Genomic DNA, 16,949 nt, shown 5'->3' with positions numbered 1-16,949 from the left:
CCCGCACAGGGGCAACGCTAATAGACCACTAACAATGCAAGGAAAGGCCAAAGCCTCTGGAGCACTGACAAACAAGCGCCCCGCAGGCAAAAACCGCCCCCCAGGGGCCCCCACCGGCATCGCCGCTTATAATTGAACATTCTTTGCATCCACCAGCAGACGGACAGAAATGAGCGAGACCCCGAGCGACCCCACCTCCACACTTGCCAAAAGCTTCGAGCCCCACACCATCGAGGCCCACTGGGGCCCCGAATGGGAAAAGCGCGCCTACGCAAAGGCCACCTTCGACGAAAACAAGAAAGACTTCTCGATCCAGTTGCCGCCGCCGAACGTCACCGGCACCCTCCACATGGGCCACGCGTTCAACCAGACGATCATGGACGGCCTCACCCGCTATCACCGCATGCTCGGTGAAAACACCCTCTGGGTGCCGGGCACGGACCACGCGGGCATCGCCACGCAAATCGTCGTCGAACGCCAACTGGATGCGAAAGGCGTCTCCCGTCATGACCTCGGCCGCGAAAAGTTCACCGAACGCGTCTGGGAATGGAAGCAGGAATCCGGCTCGACCATCACGAATCAGGTGCGCCGCCTCGGCGCGTCGATCGACTGGTCGCGCGAATACTTCACGATGGACGACAAAATGTCGGCCGCCGTACGCGACGTGTTCGTACGCCTGTATGAACAAGGCCTGATCTACCGCGGCAAGCGCCTCGTGAACTGGGATCCGGTGCTGCTCACCGCCGTCTCCGATCTCGAAGTGGTCAGCGAAGAAGAAAACGGCCACCTCTGGCACATCCAGTACCCGCTCACGGACGGCTCGGGCCATCTGACGGTCGCCACCACGCGCCCGGAAACCATGCTCGGCGATACCGCCGTGATGGTCCATCCGGAAGACGAGCGTTATGCGCACCTGATCGGCAAGACGGTCACGCTGCCGCTCTCCGGCCGCGAAGTCCCGATCATCGCCGACGACTACGTCGACCGCGAATTCGGCACCGGCGTGGTCAAGGTCACGCCCGCGCACGATTTCAACGACTATCAGGTCGGCCTGCGCCACAAGCTGCCGATGATCGAGATCCTCACGCTCGACGCGAAGATCAATGACAACGCGCCGGAAAAATATCGCGGCCAGGACCGTTTCGCAGCCCGCAAAGAGGTCGTGGCCGACCTCGAAGCGCTCGGCGCGCTCGAATCAGTCAAGCCGCATAAGCTGATGGTGCCGCGCGGCGACCGCACGGGCGTCGTGATCGAGCCGATGCTGACGGACCAATGGTTCGTCGCCATGAGCAAGCCGGCGCCGGAGGGCACCTTCAATCCGGGCAAATCGATCGCCGAAACGGCGTTGGACGTGGTTCGCAGCGGCGAAATCAAGTTCGTGCCGGAAAACTGGTCCACCACGTACTACCAGTGGCTCGAAAATATCCAGGACTGGTGTATCTCGCGCCAACTCTGGTGGGGCCATCAGATCCCGGCGTGGTACGGCGAAAACGGCGAAATCTTCGTCGCCAAGACCGAAGAAGGCGCGCGCGAGAAGGCCGCGGAAGCTGGTTACACGGGCCCGCTCAAACGCGATGAAGACGTGCTCGACACGTGGTTCTCGTCGGCGCTGGTGCCGTTCTCGTCGCTCGGCTGGCCTGCCGAGACGCCGGAGCTGAAGCATTTCATGCCTTCGTCGGTGCTGGTCACCGGTTTCGACATCATCTTTTTCTGGGTCGCGCGCATGGTCATGATGACCACGCACTTCACCGGCAAGGTGCCGTTCGACACGGTCTACGTGCACGGTCTGGTGCGCGACGCCGAAGGCCAGAAGATGTCGAAGAGCAAGGGCAACACGCTCGACCCGATCGATATCGTCGACGGCATCGACCTCGACGCGCTGGTCGCCAAGCGCACCACCGGCCTGATGAATCCGAAGCAGGCTGCGTCGATCGAAAAGAAAACCCGCAAGGAATTCCCGGACGGCATTCCGGCGTTCGGCACGGACGCGCTGCGCTTCACGATGGCGTCGATGGCCACGCTCGGCCGCAACGTCAACTTCGACCTCGCGCGCTGCGAAGGCTATCGCAACTTCTGCAACAAGCTGTGGAATGCCACCCGCTTCGTGCTGATGAACTGCGAAGGCCACGATTGCGGTTTCGGCAAGCCGGAGCAATGCGGCGAATGCGGTCCGGACGGCCATCTGAATTTCTCGGCGGCCGATCGCTGGATCGTCTCGCGCCTGCAGCGCGTGGAAGCGGAAGTCGCCAAGGGTTTCGCCGACTATCGTTTTGACAATGTGGCCAACGCCCTATACAAGTTCGTATGGGACGAATACTGTGACTGGTATCTCGAACTCGCCAAGGTTCAGATCCAGACGGGTCAGCCGAACCAGCAGCGCGCAACGCGCCGCACGCTGCTGCGCGTGCTCGAGACGGTGTTGCGCCTCGCGCATCCCGTGATTCCGTTCATCACCGAAGCGCTGTGGCAAAAAGTTGCGCCGTTGGCTGGACGTTATCCCGAAGGCAAAGCCGAGGGCGAAGCGTCCATCATGGTGCAGCCCTACCCCGTTGCGGAGCCGTCGAAGATTGACGAAGACGCTGAGCAATGGGCGGCCGACCTGAAAGCAGTGATCGATGCGTGCCGGAATCTGCGTGGCGAGATGAATCTGTCGCCGGCGGTCAAGGTGCCGTTGCTCGCTACCGGCAACGCGGAGCGCCTCGCAACTTTCGCTCCGTACGCTCAGGCATTGGCCCGTTTGTCGGAGGTGCAGATCATTGCCGACGAGGCAACGCTGGACGCGCAGGCAGATGGCGCGCCAATTGCTATCGTAGGGAATGACAAGCTTGTGCTGAAGGTGGAAATCGACGTTGCGGTGGAACGCGAGCGTCTGTCGAAGGAGATTGCGCGGCTTGGCACGGAAGTCATCAAGTGCAATGCCAAATTGCAGAATGAAAGCTTTGTGGCTAAGGCGCCACCGGCAGTCGTTGAGCAGGAGCAGAAAAGGCTGGCAGAATTCGAAACCACTATCGGCAAGCTGAAAGCCCAGTTGGCGCGTTTGCCGGCCTGATCGACGCGCCTTGTCCGCCCCGTTGCGGGCTGACGGGGCGCAAAGCTAAACCAGAGGATTCAGGGTAATCACATGCTAAAAGTTACAAAAGCGGTTTTTCCGGTAGCAGGTCTTGGCACCCGGTTCCTCCCTGCCACGAAGGCAAGCCCGAAGGAGATGCTGCCGATCGTCGACAAGCCGCTGATTCAATACGCGGTGGAAGAGGCAATGGCGGCCGGCATCACCGAAATGATCTTTGTGACGGGCCGCAGCAAGCGCGCGATCGAGGACCATTTCGATAAGTCATACGAAATCGAGGCCGAACTCCAGGCGCGCGGCAAGGACAAGCTGCTGGAATTGGTGCGCAGCATCAAGCCGAGCCATGTGGACTGTTTCTACGTACGTCAGCCGGAAGCGCTGGGCCTCGGCCACGCGGTGATGTGCGCCGAAAAGCTGGTGGGCGACAACCCGTTCGCCGTCATCCTCGCGGACGACTTGCTGTACGGCAAGCCGCCCGTCATGACGCAGATGATCGAGGTGTTCGACCACTATCACAGCTCGGTGATCGGTGTCGAAGAGATCCCGCACTCGGAGACGAAGTCGTACGGTATCGTCGACGGCAAGGAGTGGGAAGACTCGATCATCAAAATGTCGGGCATCGTCGAAAAGCCGGAGCCGGACGTCGCACCGTCGAATCTCGGCGTGGTGGGCCGCTATGTGCTAAAGCCGCGTATTTTCGAACATCTGCGTGCGCTGAAGCCGGGCGCAGGCGGCGAATTGCAGCTGACGGACGCGATTCAGTCGCTGCTCGCCGATGAGCAAGTGCTGGCGTACAAGTACCACGGCACGCGTTTCGACTGCGGCAGCAAGCTGGGTTATCTGAAAGCGACGGTCGAGTTCGCGTTGCGTCACCCGGAAGTGGCAGCCGATTTCGAAGAATATCTGCGTACCCGTTCGCCGGTGCTGGAAGGCTGAGCAACGGGACAGCCGCGCAGAACCCTTGCGCTGTTAGCCTCTCGCGTTAAGCAGTAGTCAGGTTAGTCAGACGTAAAAAAGGCGCTGTGCCCCGCAATTGCGGGCACAGCGCCTTTTGTTTGGTATTTTCGTTCGTGTTTCAGCGACGCTTCATCAGAAACGTGAAAACCTTGTCGTGCGACGAGCTTTCGACGATTTCGTTGCCGGTTTGCTTCGCGAATGCGGCGAAATCACGCTGCGAGCCCGGGTCGGTGGCTAACACCTTGAGAATCTGGCCGCTTTCCATGTCGGCGAGCGCCTTCTTGGCGCGCAAGATGGGCAGCGGGCACATCAGCCCGCGCGCATCGACTTCCTTGTGAACCTGAATTTGCATCGACGATGACCTTCGGGATGAGGCGTCATAAGCGACGCCGGACAGAGGGTCAAATTCTACAGCAGGTGTCGTTTAGCCGCCGGAAGTGACGCTGTCATGTCGATTTCCGTCATCCGGCGGCGCTTTGGTGCCTTGGGCGCTACAACGTGACCGCCTCTCCGCTCTGCAGCGACTGCCGCAGTGCCATGCCGATCCGCGTCGCTTCGAGCGCGTCGGCCAGTGTGGCGCCTGCTTGCGCACTCGATCCCGCGCCGCCCTGCACTGCCGCCACGAAGGCGCGCGCCTCATGCAAAAACGCGTCCTCGAAGCGATCGAAGAAGGTCGGCGTGCATTCGTTGCGAATGCCCGTCGCATCGTAGATCTCGACGCGATTTGCACGCGGATTGTGGCCAATTGCCAGCGCGCCGGCCGTGCCGATCACCTCGCTATGCGTGTCGTTACCGTGAGCTTGCGTGCGCGACGCGTAGAACATCGCGAGCTTGCCATCCTCGAATTCGCAGATCGCCACGCCGTTATCGACGTCGCCGAATTCCCGCAGCCCCTCGTGCAATGCGACCGCGCCCGCCGCAAACACGCGTTTGGCGCGCGGTTTGCCAAGCAGCCAGCGCGCGACGTCGATGTCATGCACCGTGCAATCCAGAAAGATCCCACCGGAGGTCGCCGAGAAACGCACGAAGAAACCGTTGGTGTCGTTCTGATCGGTGGTTTGCGAGCGCACCAGAAACGGCCGTCCGATCTTGCCGGCTTCGATCTTGTCGAACGCATCCTTGTAGCTCGGATCGAAACGCCGCATGAAGCCGATGGTGGCCTGCAGATGCGGATAGCGCGCGGCTTCAACCAAGACGCGCTCGCACTCGGCGAGATCCAGCGACAGCGGCTTCTCGCAGAACACATGTTTGCCGGCGCGCAATGCATCGATAATCTGCTGCGCGTGCAAGGACGACGGCGTGACAAGCCACACCGCGTCCACGTCGCGATCGGCGAGCAGGTCCGCATAGTCGGCGTAGAGACGCGGTTCGGGTAAAGTCTCGCGCGCCCACGCCCTCTCCTCTTCCACCGGACTGCAAGCGGCCACGAGCGTCGCACCCGGCACGCGATACGCCAGATTTTCCGCGTGGCGCTTGCCCAACCGTCCCAAGCCCACCACACCCAAACGAAGTCGCCCAGTCGTCGCATTCATCACAATGCCTCCCCGAGTTTCACCGCGCGACCCTCGCGCCACGAGCGCGTCGCGGCGTCGGCGAGTTCGAGCGCTTTCAGACCGTCGGCGACGGTGGTTCGTACCGGTTTGCCGTGCGTGACCGCGTCGAAGAAATGCGCGATTTCCAGTGCGTACGCCGCACGATAGCGCTCGAGGAAAAATGCCTCGGGCACGTCGCTCGACACTTCGGTTTTTGAGTACGCGGTGACCTCGGTGGGTCGCACATTGCCCGCCTGCAGCATGCCGGTGCTGCCGAGCACTTCGAAACGCTGGTCATACCCATAGGCCGCGCGTCGCGCGGTATTGATCTGGCACAGACGTCCGTGCTTCGTGCGGATCGTCACCGCGGTCGAATCGATATCGCCCGCTTCGGCAATCGCCGGATCCGAAAGGCAACTACCCGTGGCGTGCAGCGTGTCGGCTTCGTCGTCCAGAATCCAGCGGAAGATGTCGAAGTCGTGAATCAGCATGTCCTTGAAGATGCCGCCCGAGTGCTTGATGTACTCGACCGGCGGTGCGCCCGGATCACGGCTCGTCACCACCAGCATTTCCGGCGTGCCGATTTCGCCCGCATCGATGCGCGCTTTCAACGCGGAAAAGGTCGGATCGAAGCGGCGCTGAAAACCGATCATGCAGACCACGCCCGCGCGCTCCACCGCTTCGGCGCAGGCACGTGCCCGTTCCAAAGTCAGATCGACCGGCTTCTCGCAGAACACATGCTTCTTCTGTGCAGCCGATTTCATGATCAGATCCGCGTGCGTGTCCGTACTCGAACAGATCACCGTCGCGCCGATCGATGCATCGCCCATCGCGCCGTCGATATCCGCAACCTGCGCGCCATGTTCTGCAGCGAGCGCCGCGGCCGCCTCGCGATTCACATCGACCACATACTTGAGCCGCACGCCCGGTTGCCGCGCCAGATTCGCCGCATGAATCTTGCCGATACGTCCCGCACCGAATACTGCTACGTCGATCGTCTTTACCGCCTCAGTCATCGTATCCTCCAGTCTCTTTGGATTCTTCTACGTTCAGTTCGAGCTTGTACGCGAGCGCGATAAACAACGCCTGGCACAAACAGATCGTGCTGGTCAGCGAGCGGAACGCAAACGCGCTGCCCTCTTTCACATACAGTTGGGTGGTCGCATAACGCGCCAGCGGTGATAGTTGGCTATCCGTAATAACCAGCGTCTTCGCCTGATGGTGATGCGCCACCCGCAGGCAGTACTGCGTTTCCTTGCCATACGGCGCGAAGCTGATCGCGATCACCACGTCGCTCTTCTTCACGCTGCGAATCTGTTCGCGGTACATGCCACCAAAGCCGGATACCAGATGCACGCGCTTGGGGGTGTGCTGCAACGCGTAGACGATGTAGCTTGCCACCGGAAACGAACGCCGCACGCCGATCACGTAGATGTTGTCGGCCTGCTGCAGCATCTTCACGGCGGCGTCGAACTGCTGGTCGTCGAGGCCGGCTTCGAGTTCTTCAAGACCGCCGCGCGAGGCCGCGATGAATTCGCGCGCCACGGAGCCGCCGGACAACGCACCGGGCTTCTCGTCGATCAGCTTGCGAATCCGCTGCTGATAGCTCGGCGAGGACGTCCCCTGGCCCGTGTACGCCTGACGAAACACCGCCTGCAGATCGGAGAAACCGGAAAAGCCGAAGCGCTGCGCAAAACGCACCACCGCGGACGGATGCACGCCGCAACTCGCGGCGATATCGCTGGTGCGATCCACCATCACGCTCGAGCGATGCTGCTCGATATACGTCGCGACATTCTTCAATTGCCGCGGCAGCGCCTCGTAGTTTTCCGCGATGCGTTGCATCAATTCTTCGACGCTCGGCAAGTCTTCGGTGCTCTCTTCCGCCATGGCTCTCTCTTCGTTGCTTTATTGCAGTGCAGAAGACGCTTCCAGCGCGCGCCACACGGCATCCTGACGCTGCCGATTATAGGCAGGCGCCCCGTCAAATGGAATGTATTTTCCATTTTTATTTGTCATGAAATTTTCATTGCAACGCTTCGGAAGATGGCCTAATCTTGGTCGTGAGCGATGGTGCATCGGCTGACGTCTGCCGCAACGCACGCAATCGGAAAGCCGCCCGCCAGACGCTCCCTTCAATAACGACAGACCGAGAAAGGTGGAGACAATGAGACTTTGCAAGGGCAAGGCTACGCTCAGGATTCTGGTGGCGGCATTGACGTTGGCGACGGGATTCGGTGCGGCGTCGGCCGCCCGCGCGGCTGACGCTCACTTCGTGCTGATCAGCCACGCGCCGGATTCGGATTCGTGGTGGAACACCATCAAGAACGCCATCAAACAGGCCGACGAGGATTTCAACGTCGAGACCGACTACCGCAATCCGCCGAACGGCGACATCGCCGATATGGCGCGCCTCGTCGAACAGGCCGCCGCGCGCAACTACGACGGCGTGATCGTTTCCATCGCCGACTTCGACGTGCTCAAGAGTTCGCTCGCCAAGGTCACCGAGAAGCACATTCCGCTCGTCACGATCAATTCCGGCACTGAGGAGCAAAGCGCGCAGCTTGGCGCGATCATGCACGTCGGTCAGCCTGAATACGCCGCGGGCAAAGCGGCGGGCCAGAAAGCGAAGGCAGCGGGCATCAAGTCGTTCCTGTGCGTGAACCACTACGCAACCAACCCGGCTTCGTTCGAACGCTGCCGCGGCTTTGCCGAGGCGATCGGGGTCGACTTCAAGTCCTCCACGCTCGACGCGGGCCAGGACCCGACTGGTGTGCAATCGAAAGTGAGCGCGTATCTGCGCAATCACCCGAACACCCAGGCGGTGCTCACGCTCGGTCCGCTGTCGGCTGCGCCGACGATGAAGGCGCTGCAGCAGATGGGCCTCGCCGGCAAAGTCTGGTTCGCGACGTTCGACTTCGACAATGACATCGCCAAGGGCATCCAGGACGGCACGATCCAGTTCGCCATCGACCAGCAACCCTACCTGCAGGGCTATATCCCGGTTGCCGTACTGGCCATCGTGAAGAAGGAACACACCACAGATCCGGCGAAGATCCGCCAGATCCTGCAGGCCAATCCGAAGTTCCAGCAACGTCTCACCACGTACGGCCTGCAGCCCGCCTATGGGCCGCGCAATATCGGTTCCGGCCCGGGTTTCATCACCAAGGCCAACATCGACAAGGTGGTCAAGTACGCAGGGCAGTACCGCTAACGCATTTCGCTGGACGTACGGACACGGGAGAACCGTTCCGGCAGGTATGAAGAAAGTGGACGCGGCCGGCCGCAACTGGCCAGGCCGCCCCACGCCTGCATTCACCACGTTTTACGTGCATTACGCGCCATGCGGTCCGATTGCAGTCCTTTGATGACTGCGAAAAGCCGGGCGCATCAAGGAGAGCTTCAATGGGCGTAGCCAACCCCTTCCACCCTCATCCCCGCAAGCAGCCCCCTTCGAACACCGCGACGACGTCAACGTCCGGCGGTGCACCCGGGGCGGCCGATGAGCGCGTGCGCCAGGAATCGTGGTTCCGGCACCTGCTGAACCGTCCGGAATTCGCCGCCCTCGCCGGCACAGTGATGGTGTTCCTCGTGTTTGGAATTGCCGCCGGCAACTCCGGCATGTTCAACCTCGACGGCGTGATGAACTGGTCGCAAGTGGCCGCGTATCTCGGCCTGATTGCAGTCGGTGCATGCCTGTTGATGATCGCCGGTGAATTCGATCTGTCGATCGGTTCGATGATCGGCTTCTCGGGCATGATGGTCGCGCTGCCCACGATGTACTTCCATTGGCCGATTGCCTTGTCGATCGTGTTCGCGTTCGCCGGATCGATGCTGCTCGGCGCACTCAACGGCTATCTGGTGATGCGTACACGGCTGCCGTCATTCATCGTGACGCTGGCGTTCCTGTTCATCCTGCGCGGGCTCACGCTGGCCCTGTCGGTCATGTTCGCCGACCGCACGATCATCTCCGGCGTGGGCGACGTCGCCGCTCACGACTGGCTCGCCCATACCCTGTTCCAGGGCGTCGCGTTCAAGGGCCTGTTCGTCTGGCTGGGGCACATCGGGGTCGTGAAGCTGCTCGATAACGGCAACCCGCTCGTGCCGGGTATTCCGAAAGTGCTGCTCTGGTGGTTCGCGTTGGCCGCGGTCTGTGCCTTCACCCTCGCCAAGACCCGTTTCGGCAACTGGATTTTCGCGGTGGGCGGCGACGCCAACGCAGCAAAGAACGTCGGCGTGCCGGTGCGGCGCGTGAAGATTTCGCTGTTCGTGCTGACCGCGTTTTGCGCGTGCCTCTTCGCCGTGCTGCAAGTGTGCGACATCGGCTCGGCCGCGGCTGACCGTGGCTTGCAGGCTGAATTCGAAGCCATCATCGCGGCGGTGATCGGCGGCACGCTGCTGACCGGCGGCTACGGCTCGGTTATCGGCGCCTGCTTCGGCGCATTGATCTTCGGCGTCGTGCAGATCGGTATCACCTATACGAATGTCGATTCCGACTGGTTCCGCGTGTTCCTCGGCGTGATGCTGCTGATCGCCGTGCTGTTCAATCACTACGTGCGCCGCCGCGTCGCGCAATCGTAACGAGGAGACGACCATGTCCGATACGAATACCGTGAACACCGCGGCCAAGCCGCAGGACGACGTGATCCTCGCACTCGAAGACGTCAGCAAGTACTTCGGCCAGGTCATCGCGCTAAGCGGCGTGACCTTGCGTCTGAAGCGCGGCGAAGTGCATTGCCTGCTCGGCGACAACGGCGCGGGTAAATCGACATTGATCAAGACGCTCGCCGGCGTGCATCGCCCCTCCTCCGGTCAATATCTGGTGGATGGCAAACCGGTGCTGTTCGAGTCGCCGAAAGATGCGCTCGATCTCGGCATCGCCACCGTCTATCAGGATCTGGCGCTGGTGCCGTTGCTCTCGGTTGCACGCAACTTCTTTATGGGCCGCGAGCCTCAGAAGAAACTGTTCGGTTTCATCAACGTGATGGACCTCGAAACCAGCGCCACCACCGCACGCGACAAGCTCGCCGAAATGGGCATCAACGTGCGCGACCCGCATCAGCCGATTGGAACGATGTCCGGCGGCGAGAAGCAGTGCCTTGCGATCGCGCGAGCGATTCACTTCGGCGCACGCGTGCTGATTCTCGACGAGCCGACTGCCGCGCTCGGCGTCAAGCAGAGCTTCAACGTGCTGAAACTGATTCACACGGCGCGTGCAAAAGGCATCTCGGTGATCTTCATCACGCACAACGTGCACCACGCCTATCCGATCGGCGATTCGTTCACGCTGCTCAATCGCGGCAAATCGCTCGGCACGTTCACGAAGGACACCATCAGCAAGGACGAAGTACTCGACATGATGGCCGGCGGCGCCGAAATGCAGAAGATGATCGGCGAACTCGACGGCGCGACGATCTGATTCATTCGCGCGGGCTTCCGGCGCATGTTGCGCCTCACGCCCGCGCTCAGCTATTCAGGAATATTCATGAATCATTCCAGCACATCCAGCGGGACCGGGATTGTGAACGGTGGCGGGCTCACTTCCGCTTCAGGGGCAACGTCAGCGACAACGGCCAGCCGTTTCGCACCGGACCGCAGCCGCGACATCGTCTGTCTTGGCCGTCTTGCCGTCGATCTGTACGCGCAGCAGGTCGGCGCGCGACTCGAAGACGTGTCGAGCTTCGCGAAGTATCTTGGCGGTTCATCGGCGAATATCGCGTTCGGTTGCGCGCGGCTCGGGCTTGCATCGTCGATGCTCGCGCGTGTCGGCAACGATCACATGGGGCGCTTTCTCACCGAGACCTTGACGAAGGAAGGCTGTGACGTCAGTCATGTCCGCGTCGATCAGGAACGCCTGACCGCCCTCGTTCTGCTCGGCCTGAAAGATCGCGATACCTTCCCGCTGATCTTCTATCGCGAGAACTGCGCGGATATGGCGGTAGATGAGGCGGATTTCGACGAGGCGTACATTGCGTCGTCGAAAGCGTTGCTGATTACCGGCACGCACTTTTCGACCGAGCAGGTGAATCGCACGAGCCGCCGCGCGCTGGATTATGCGCGCCGCAATAACGTGCGCACCGTGCTCGATATCGACTATCGCCCGGTGTTGTGGGGCCTCACGGGCAAGGCGGATGGCGAAACCCGTTTCGTCGCGAGCGAAGGCGTAACGGCCCACCTGCAGCGCATCCTGCCGTTGTTCGATCTGGTGATCGGCACTGAGGAGGAGTTTCGCATCGCCGGCGGCAAGACCGAGCTCGTCGACGCACTCGCGATGGTGCGCGCTGTGACGCCGGCCACGCTGGTTCTGAAGCGCGGGCCGATGGGCTGCCAGATCATCGACGGCAAAGTACCCGCAACGCTCGACGATTTGCCTATTCACGGCGGCGTGGAAGTCGAAGTGCTCAACGTACTCGGCGCGGGCGATGCATTCGCCTCGGGCTTTCTCTCCGGATGGTTGCGCGATCAGCCACTCGAAGCGTGCGCCCGTGCGGCGAATGCAAGCGGCGCGCTGGTCGTGTCGCGTCACGGCTGTGCGCCTGCAATGCCGACGCCCGCCGAACTGGACTACTTCCTGCGCGAAGCCAAGGCCGATCCGCAACGCATGCGCCGTCCCGACCGCGACGCAACGCTCGCACGCCTGCATCGTGTGTCCCCTGCCCGCAAACAATGGGACGAAGTACTCGGCTTCGCGTTCGACCATCGCAATCAGTTCTTCGAACTCGCGCAGCAGACCGGCGCCGACGAAGCGCGTATCGTGCAACTGAAGGGCCTGTTTGTCGAAGCTGTCGCGCAGACGGAAGCCGCCTTGGGGCTACAAGGCCGCATCGGCATCCTGAGCGACGACCGCTACGGTCAGGACGCATTGAACGCCGCCACCGGACGCGGCTGGTGGATCGGCCGGCCGGTTGAGCTGCCCGGTTCCGTGCCGCTCGTGTTCGACCACGGACGCTCGATCGGCACGACGCTGATTGCATGGCCGCAGGAACACATTGCGAAGTGCCTCGTGCAATTCCATCCCGACGAACCGATCGAACAACGCCTCGAACAGGAAGCGCAGCTGCGTGCGCTTTACGACGCGACACAAGCAAGCGGCCACGAATTGCTACTCGAAGTGATTCCGCCGAAACACGCGCATCTGCCGCAAGCACCGGACATCGTCTATCGCGCGTTGAAGCGGCTGTACAACATCGGCATCTATCCGGAATGGTGGAAACTCGAACCGATGGACGCCGCGCAATGGCAAGCCGTCGACGCGCTGATCGCCGAGCGCGATCCGTACTGCCGGGGCGTGGTGTTGCTCGGTTTGTCAGCGGGTGTCGAGCAATTGAACGAGGGCTTTCGCGCGGCGGCGCAATCGGCGACATGCCGCGGCTTTACCGTGGGTCGCACGATCTTTCACGAGCCGAGCCATGCGTGGCTCGCCGGTGAGATCGGCGACGATGAGCTGATCGCGCGCGTGCGCCGCACATTCGAAACGCTGATCGCGTCGTGGCGTGCGACGCGTGGAACGACAAGCACGCAGCCCACCACGGCGGACCATGCACATCAGGAGCAGGCGGCATGAACCAGCGCGTATTGCATCACGATGCGGCGTCCGCCAACGACGCCACCCAGGCCCACGCGCCGTCGGGCGGCACCGTCCGCCTGACGACCGCCCAGGCGTTGGTCCGCTACCTCGCCGCACAACGCGTCACGACGGAAGACGGCAGCGGCACCGAGCCGCTCTTTGGCGGCGTATTCGCGATCTTCGGGCACGGCAATGTGGCCGGAATAGGCGAAGCCTTGTATCAGCACCGCGAGGCGTTGCCCACACTGCGCGCTCACAACGAACAGGCGATGGCGCACAGCGCGATTGCCTATGCGAAGGCGCATTTCCGTCGCCGTATGATGGCCGTCACGACGTCGATCGGCCCCGGCGCGACCAATCTGGTCACCGCGGCCGCGCTCGCGCATGTGAACCGTCTGCCCGTGCTGTTGTTACCCGGCGACGTGTTCGTTTCGCGCGCGCCCGATCCAGTGTTGCAGCAGGTTGAAGATTTCCACGATGGCGGCGTCTCTGCCAACGATGCGTTCAAACCGGTGTCGCGCTACTTCGACCGCATCGTGCACCCGGCGCAATTGCTCAATGCGTTGCCGCGCGCCCTGCGTGTGCTCACCGACGCCGCGTTGTGCGGCCCTGTCACGCTCGCGCTGCCGCAGGACGTGCAAGCGCAAGCGTGGGATTTCCCGGCCGACTTCTTTACGCCGCGCGTCGTCACGTTCCACTCCCCCGCGCCGCGCGCTGACGATATCAACGCGGCAATTGCCCATCTGCGCCGCGCCAAGCGTCCATTGATCGTCGCGGGCGGCGGGGTACTCTATGGCCGTGCGACCGACGCGCTGCACCGCTTCGCCGCCGCGCACGGCATTCCGGTGGCCGAAACGCAGGCGGGCAAAGGTTCACTCGCATGGAACGATCCGCTGAACGCTGGCGCGTTGGGCGTGACCGGCTCACCCGCCGCCAATGCACTCGCCCACGATGCAGACTGCGTGCTGGCAATCGGCACCCGCTTGCAGGACTTCACGACCGGCTCGAACACGTTGTTCACGCAGGCCGACGTGATCGGCATCAACGCGAATCCGTTCGACGGCCTCAAGCATCGCGCGCTGGTGGTCGAGGCCGACGCACGTCTTGCGCTGGATGCGCTCGCCGAATCCATGCAAGGCTGGCACGCGGACCGTACATGGACCGCGCGCGCACACAAACTCGCGGCGAGCTGGCGCGACACCGTGAGCACGCTCACGCATGCGCCGCAACGCGACACCGTGCTGCCGTATGAAGGCGACGTGATCGGCGCGGTGCAGCGTTCGAGCGCGCGTTCCGCGACGGACGATATCGTCGTGTGCGCAGCGGGCACCTTGCCGGCCGAATTGCACAAGCTGTGGCGCGCCGGCAAACCGGGCGCGTATCACGTCGAATACGGCTACTCATGCATGGGCTACGAGATTGCCGGCGGCCTCGGCGCCAAGCTCGCACGGCCCGCGCGTGAAGTGATCGTAATGCTCGGCGACGGCAGCTATCTGATGATGAACAGCGAGATCGCGACTTCGGTGATGATCGGCGCGAAGCTGATCGTGGTGGTGCTCGACAATCGCGGCTACGGCTGCATCAACCGCCTGCAGCAGGCTTGCGGTGGCGCACCGTTTAACAACTTGCTCGATGACTGCATGCAGGGGCCGCTCGGCGCGCCGAAGATCGACTTCGCCGCCCATGCACGCGCGCTCGGCGCGGAGGCCGAACACGTCGCGAACATCGCCGAACTTGAAGACGCGCTGCAACGAGCGCGCGCCGCCGATCGCACCTACGTGATCAGTATCGACACCGATCCCGCCCGCACCACGAACGACGGCGGCTGGTGGTGGGAGGTCGCCGTGCCCGAAGTATCGGCGCGCGACACCGTGCGCGCTGCGCGCTCGCAATACGACGCGCAACTCGCCGCCCGCGCGGCGCCCACCGACCCCAGCGACCGCCCCGGCCACATCGACAACGAATGAGGACGCCCGCATGACTGCTTTCGACGTACGTATCGGCATCAATCCCTTATCGTGGATGAACGACGACCTGCCTTCGCTCGGCGGCGAGACACCGCTTGAAGTTGCACTGACCGAAGGACGCCAGATCGGCTACCAGGGTTTCGAACTCGGTAACAAGTTTCCGCGCGAGCCGCAGGCGCTGAAAACGCTGCTGGCCCAATACGATCTGGCCTTGGTCTCCGGCTGGTACTCCGGCCGACTCGCGCGACGCAGCGTGGAAGAAGAAATCGCCTCCGTCGGCCCGCATCTCGAACTGCTCGCGCAGAACGGCGCGACCGCGATGGTCTATGGCGAAGTCGCCGATTCGATCCAGGGCGCACCGCAACCGCTCTATCAACGCCCGCGTTTTTTCAGCGAAGCGCAGTGGGCCGCGTATGCGGCGCGCGTCGATGAATTCGCACGCTATACGTTGAGCCGCGGCGTGCGGCTGGCGTACCATCATCACATGGGCGCGTATGTCGAAACACCGGCAGACGTCGATCAGCTGATGTCGCGCACGAGCGACGCCGTCGGCCTGCTATTCGACGCCGGACACATCACGTTTGCCGGTGGCGATCCGCTCGCGGTGCTCGACAAACACATCGGACGCGTGTGCCACGTCCACTGCAAGGACGTACGGCCCGCGGTAATGAAACTGGCGCGCAATCGCAACTGGAGTTTCCTCGACGCCGTGATCGCTGGTGCCTTCACGGTACCGGGCGATGGCGCGGTGAACTTCCCGGCGATCATCGATCGATTGAAGCGGCATGGCTATCGTGGCTGGCTCGTGGTTGAAGCGGAACAGGACCCGGTGGTGGCGCCATCGTACGAGTATGCGCAAAAAGGATTCCGGACCTTGCGAGCGCTGGTCGATGCACCGCTCGACGCCGGTGGCGGGACTGAGCAGGAGGCAGCATGAGTTTATTGGTCAAGGCGCAGCGCGAGGGCCAAACGATCGCGCGGGTGACGCCTGAGTCGGCGTGCTGGCGGTATGTGGGATTTGCGGCTTACCGGCTAGGCGCGGATGAAGTCGTGCATGTGTTTGAGCCGTCTCGCGAGGTGTGTGTCGTCGTGCTGACGGGCGCGGTGGATATTGAAACTGCTGATGCGAAATGGAGTTCGCTGGGTTCACGCGATAGCGTGTTCGAGGATTCCGCGCCGTATGCGGTGTATTTGCCGCCTGGCGTGCGGGTGACGGTTCGCGCCTGTCGCGATGCGGAGGTTGGTGTGGCGAGTGCGCCCGGCAAAGGGGCGTATCCGGCGAGGTTGATCGAGCCTTCTACGATGAAGCGTTCCACGCGTGGGAAGGGGCTGAATACGCGTTACGTATGCGATATTCTTCCGCAGACTGAGCTTGCGGAGTCTTTGCTGGTTGTCGAGGTTCGGACGCCTGGGGGGCATGCTTCAAGCTATCCGCCGCATAAGCACGATACGGATAACGTGCCTCATGAGAGTTCGCTCGAAGAGACTTATTATCATCGGCTCGATCCGCCGCAAGGGTTTGCTTTTCAGCGTGTGTATACGGATATGCGGGATATCGATGAGTCGATGGCGGTGGAGAATCACGACGTCGTGATGGTGCCGCGTGGGTATCATCCTGTTGTTGTTCCCTATGGGTATGAGTCTTATTATTTGAATGTGATGGCTGGGGGGCAGCGGACCTGGCATTTTCGGAATGATCCGGCGCATGAGTGGATTATTAATAAGGACAGTTAGGGGGTTTTGCCTTTTGCGGCGGCATTGGCCGTGTTCCTGGGGCATTGGCCGTGTTCCTGGGGCGTTGGCTTTTCCTTGAATTGTTAGTGGTCTATTAGTGTTGCCCCTGTGCGGGGCGGCACTTA

Annotated in this window: 13 protein-coding genes; 9 read left to right on the top strand and 4 right to left on the bottom strand. The window is 62.1% G+C overall.

Going from position 1 to position 16,949, the window contains the following annotated elements; all coding sequences use genetic code 11:
* Positions 1-169: 169 nt before the first annotated feature.
* Positions 170-3,049, top strand: a complete 2,880-nt coding sequence (locus M0D66_RS37350; RefSeq protein WP_200652441.1) for a valine--tRNA ligase — start codon at positions 170-172, stop codon at positions 3,047-3,049.
* Between the two features lie 72 nt (positions 3,050-3,121).
* Complete coding sequence (gene galU / locus M0D66_RS37345; protein WP_054042256.1) at positions 3,122-4,003, top strand: UTP--glucose-1-phosphate uridylyltransferase GalU; 882 nt, start codon at positions 3,122-3,124, stop codon at positions 4,001-4,003.
* Between the two features lie 139 nt (positions 4,004-4,142).
* On the opposite strand, the gene M0D66_RS37340 is transcribed toward galU, so the two are convergent.
* The 4 genes from M0D66_RS37340 to M0D66_RS37325 all read right to left on the bottom strand — a co-directional run bounded on the left by M0D66_RS37340 (position 4,143) and on the right by M0D66_RS37325 (position 7,446).
* Entirely contained in the window at positions 4,143-4,370 is a 228-nt protein-coding gene (locus tag M0D66_RS37340; RefSeq protein ID WP_054042293.1) for a sulfurtransferase TusA family protein, read from the bottom strand.
* A 145-nt stretch (positions 4,371-4,515) separates the two neighbouring features.
* Positions 4,516-5,556, bottom strand: a complete 1,041-nt coding sequence (locus M0D66_RS37335) for a Gfo/Idh/MocA family oxidoreductase (protein ID WP_266212886.1) — start codon at positions 5,554-5,556, stop codon at positions 4,516-4,518.
* The gene (iolG, locus tag M0D66_RS37330; RefSeq protein ID WP_201129945.1) at positions 5,556-6,572 is read right to left on the bottom strand and encodes an inositol 2-dehydrogenase; all 1,017 of its coding nucleotides are present in this window, start codon (positions 6,570-6,572) and stop codon (positions 5,556-5,558) included. Before iolG ends, M0D66_RS37335 begins: the two co-directional genes overlap by 1 nt.
* Positions 6,565-7,446: a MurR/RpiR family transcriptional regulator gene (locus tag M0D66_RS37325; RefSeq protein ID WP_093647639.1), complete on the bottom strand. Its 882-nt coding sequence runs from the start codon at positions 7,444-7,446 to the stop codon at positions 6,565-6,567. Before M0D66_RS37325 ends, iolG begins: the two co-directional genes overlap by 8 nt.
* A gap of 277 nt (positions 7,447-7,723) precedes the next feature.
* Here M0D66_RS37325 and M0D66_RS37320 point away from each other — a divergent pair, with 277 nt between their 5' ends.
* From M0D66_RS37320 to iolB, 7 genes are all read left to right on the top strand, one after another.
* Complete coding sequence (locus tag M0D66_RS37320) at positions 7,724-8,770, top strand: sugar ABC transporter substrate-binding protein (protein ID WP_054042251.1); 1,047 nt, start codon at positions 7,724-7,726, stop codon at positions 8,768-8,770.
* Between the two features lie 191 nt (positions 8,771-8,961).
* Positions 8,962-10,137, top strand: coding sequence for an ABC transporter permease (locus M0D66_RS37315; protein WP_093647637.1), 1,176 nt, complete (start codon positions 8,962-8,964; stop codon positions 10,135-10,137).
* 13 nt (positions 10,138-10,150) lie between these two features.
* Positions 10,151-10,975 carry an ATP-binding cassette domain-containing protein gene (locus M0D66_RS37310; RefSeq protein WP_200658631.1) on the top strand — a complete coding sequence of 275 codons (825 nt, stop codon included), beginning with the start codon at positions 10,151-10,153 and terminating at the stop codon, positions 10,973-10,975.
* Positions 10,976-11,041: 66 nt separating this feature from the next.
* The gene (gene iolC, locus M0D66_RS37305) at positions 11,042-13,120 is read left to right on the top strand and encodes a 5-dehydro-2-deoxygluconokinase (protein ID WP_266212885.1); all 2,079 of its coding nucleotides are present in this window, start codon (positions 11,042-11,044) and stop codon (positions 13,118-13,120) included.
* Positions 13,117-15,090 carry a 3D-(3,5/4)-trihydroxycyclohexane-1,2-dione acylhydrolase (decyclizing) gene (gene iolD / locus M0D66_RS37300; protein WP_266212884.1) on the top strand — a complete coding sequence of 658 codons (1,974 nt, stop codon included), beginning with the start codon at positions 13,117-13,119 and terminating at the stop codon, positions 15,088-15,090. Before iolC ends, iolD begins: the two co-directional genes overlap by 4 nt.
* A 10-nt stretch (positions 15,091-15,100) precedes the next feature.
* Positions 15,101-16,027, top strand: coding sequence for a myo-inosose-2 dehydratase (iolE, locus tag M0D66_RS37295; RefSeq protein ID WP_054042245.1), 927 nt, complete (start codon positions 15,101-15,103; stop codon positions 16,025-16,027).
* Positions 16,024-16,824: a 5-deoxy-glucuronate isomerase gene (iolB, locus tag M0D66_RS37290; RefSeq protein ID WP_211708849.1), complete on the top strand. Its 801-nt coding sequence runs from the start codon at positions 16,024-16,026 to the stop codon at positions 16,822-16,824. Before iolE ends, iolB begins: the two co-directional genes overlap by 4 nt.
* Positions 16,825-16,949: the final 125 nt, after the last annotated feature.

It is taken from the genome of Paraburkholderia sp. SECH2 (genome assembly GCF_030464795.1).
Lineage (GTDB): Bacteria > Pseudomonadota > Gammaproteobacteria > Burkholderiales > Burkholderiaceae > Paraburkholderia > Paraburkholderia aspalathi.
Note: the sequence above shows the minus strand (reverse complement) of the source record. Positions and strands in the feature narration are given on the sequence as shown.

What these genes read in the sequence shown, in the direction of transcription:
- iolB (WP_211708849.1), top strand. Translation starts at nt 16,024, where the DNA reads ATGAGTTTATTGGTCAAGGCGCAGCGCGAGGGCCAAACGATCGCGCGG.
- iolD (WP_266212884.1), top strand. Translation starts at nt 13,117, where the DNA reads ATGAACCAGCGCGTATTGCATCACGATGCGGCGTCCGCCAACGACGCC.
- M0D66_RS37310 (WP_200658631.1), top strand. Translation starts at nt 10,151, where the DNA reads ATGTCCGATACGAATACCGTGAACACCGCGGCCAAGCCGCAGGACGAC.
- galU (WP_054042256.1), top strand. Translation starts at nt 3,122, where the DNA reads ATGCTAAAAGTTACAAAAGCGGTTTTTCCGGTAGCAGGTCTTGGCACC.
- iolG (WP_201129945.1), bottom strand. Translation starts at nt 6,572, where the DNA reads ATGACTGAGGCGGTAAAGACGATCGACGTAGCAGTATTCGGTGCGGGA.
- iolC (WP_266212885.1), top strand. Translation starts at nt 11,042, where the DNA reads ATGAATCATTCCAGCACATCCAGCGGGACCGGGATTGTGAACGGTGGC.
- M0D66_RS37335 (WP_266212886.1), bottom strand. Translation starts at nt 5,556, where the DNA reads ATGAATGCGACGACTGGGCGACTTCGTTTGGGTGTGGTGGGCTTGGGA.
- iolE (WP_054042245.1), top strand. Translation starts at nt 15,101, where the DNA reads ATGACTGCTTTCGACGTACGTATCGGCATCAATCCCTTATCGTGGATG.
- M0D66_RS37325 (WP_093647639.1), bottom strand. Translation starts at nt 7,446, where the DNA reads ATGGCGGAAGAGAGCACCGAAGACTTGCCGAGCGTCGAAGAATTGATG.
- M0D66_RS37315 (WP_093647637.1), top strand. Translation starts at nt 8,962, where the DNA reads ATGGGCGTAGCCAACCCCTTCCACCCTCATCCCCGCAAGCAGCCCCCT.
- M0D66_RS37350 (WP_200652441.1), top strand. Translation starts at nt 170, where the DNA reads ATGAGCGAGACCCCGAGCGACCCCACCTCCACACTTGCCAAAAGCTTC.
- M0D66_RS37320 (WP_054042251.1), top strand. Translation starts at nt 7,724, where the DNA reads ATGAGACTTTGCAAGGGCAAGGCTACGCTCAGGATTCTGGTGGCGGCA.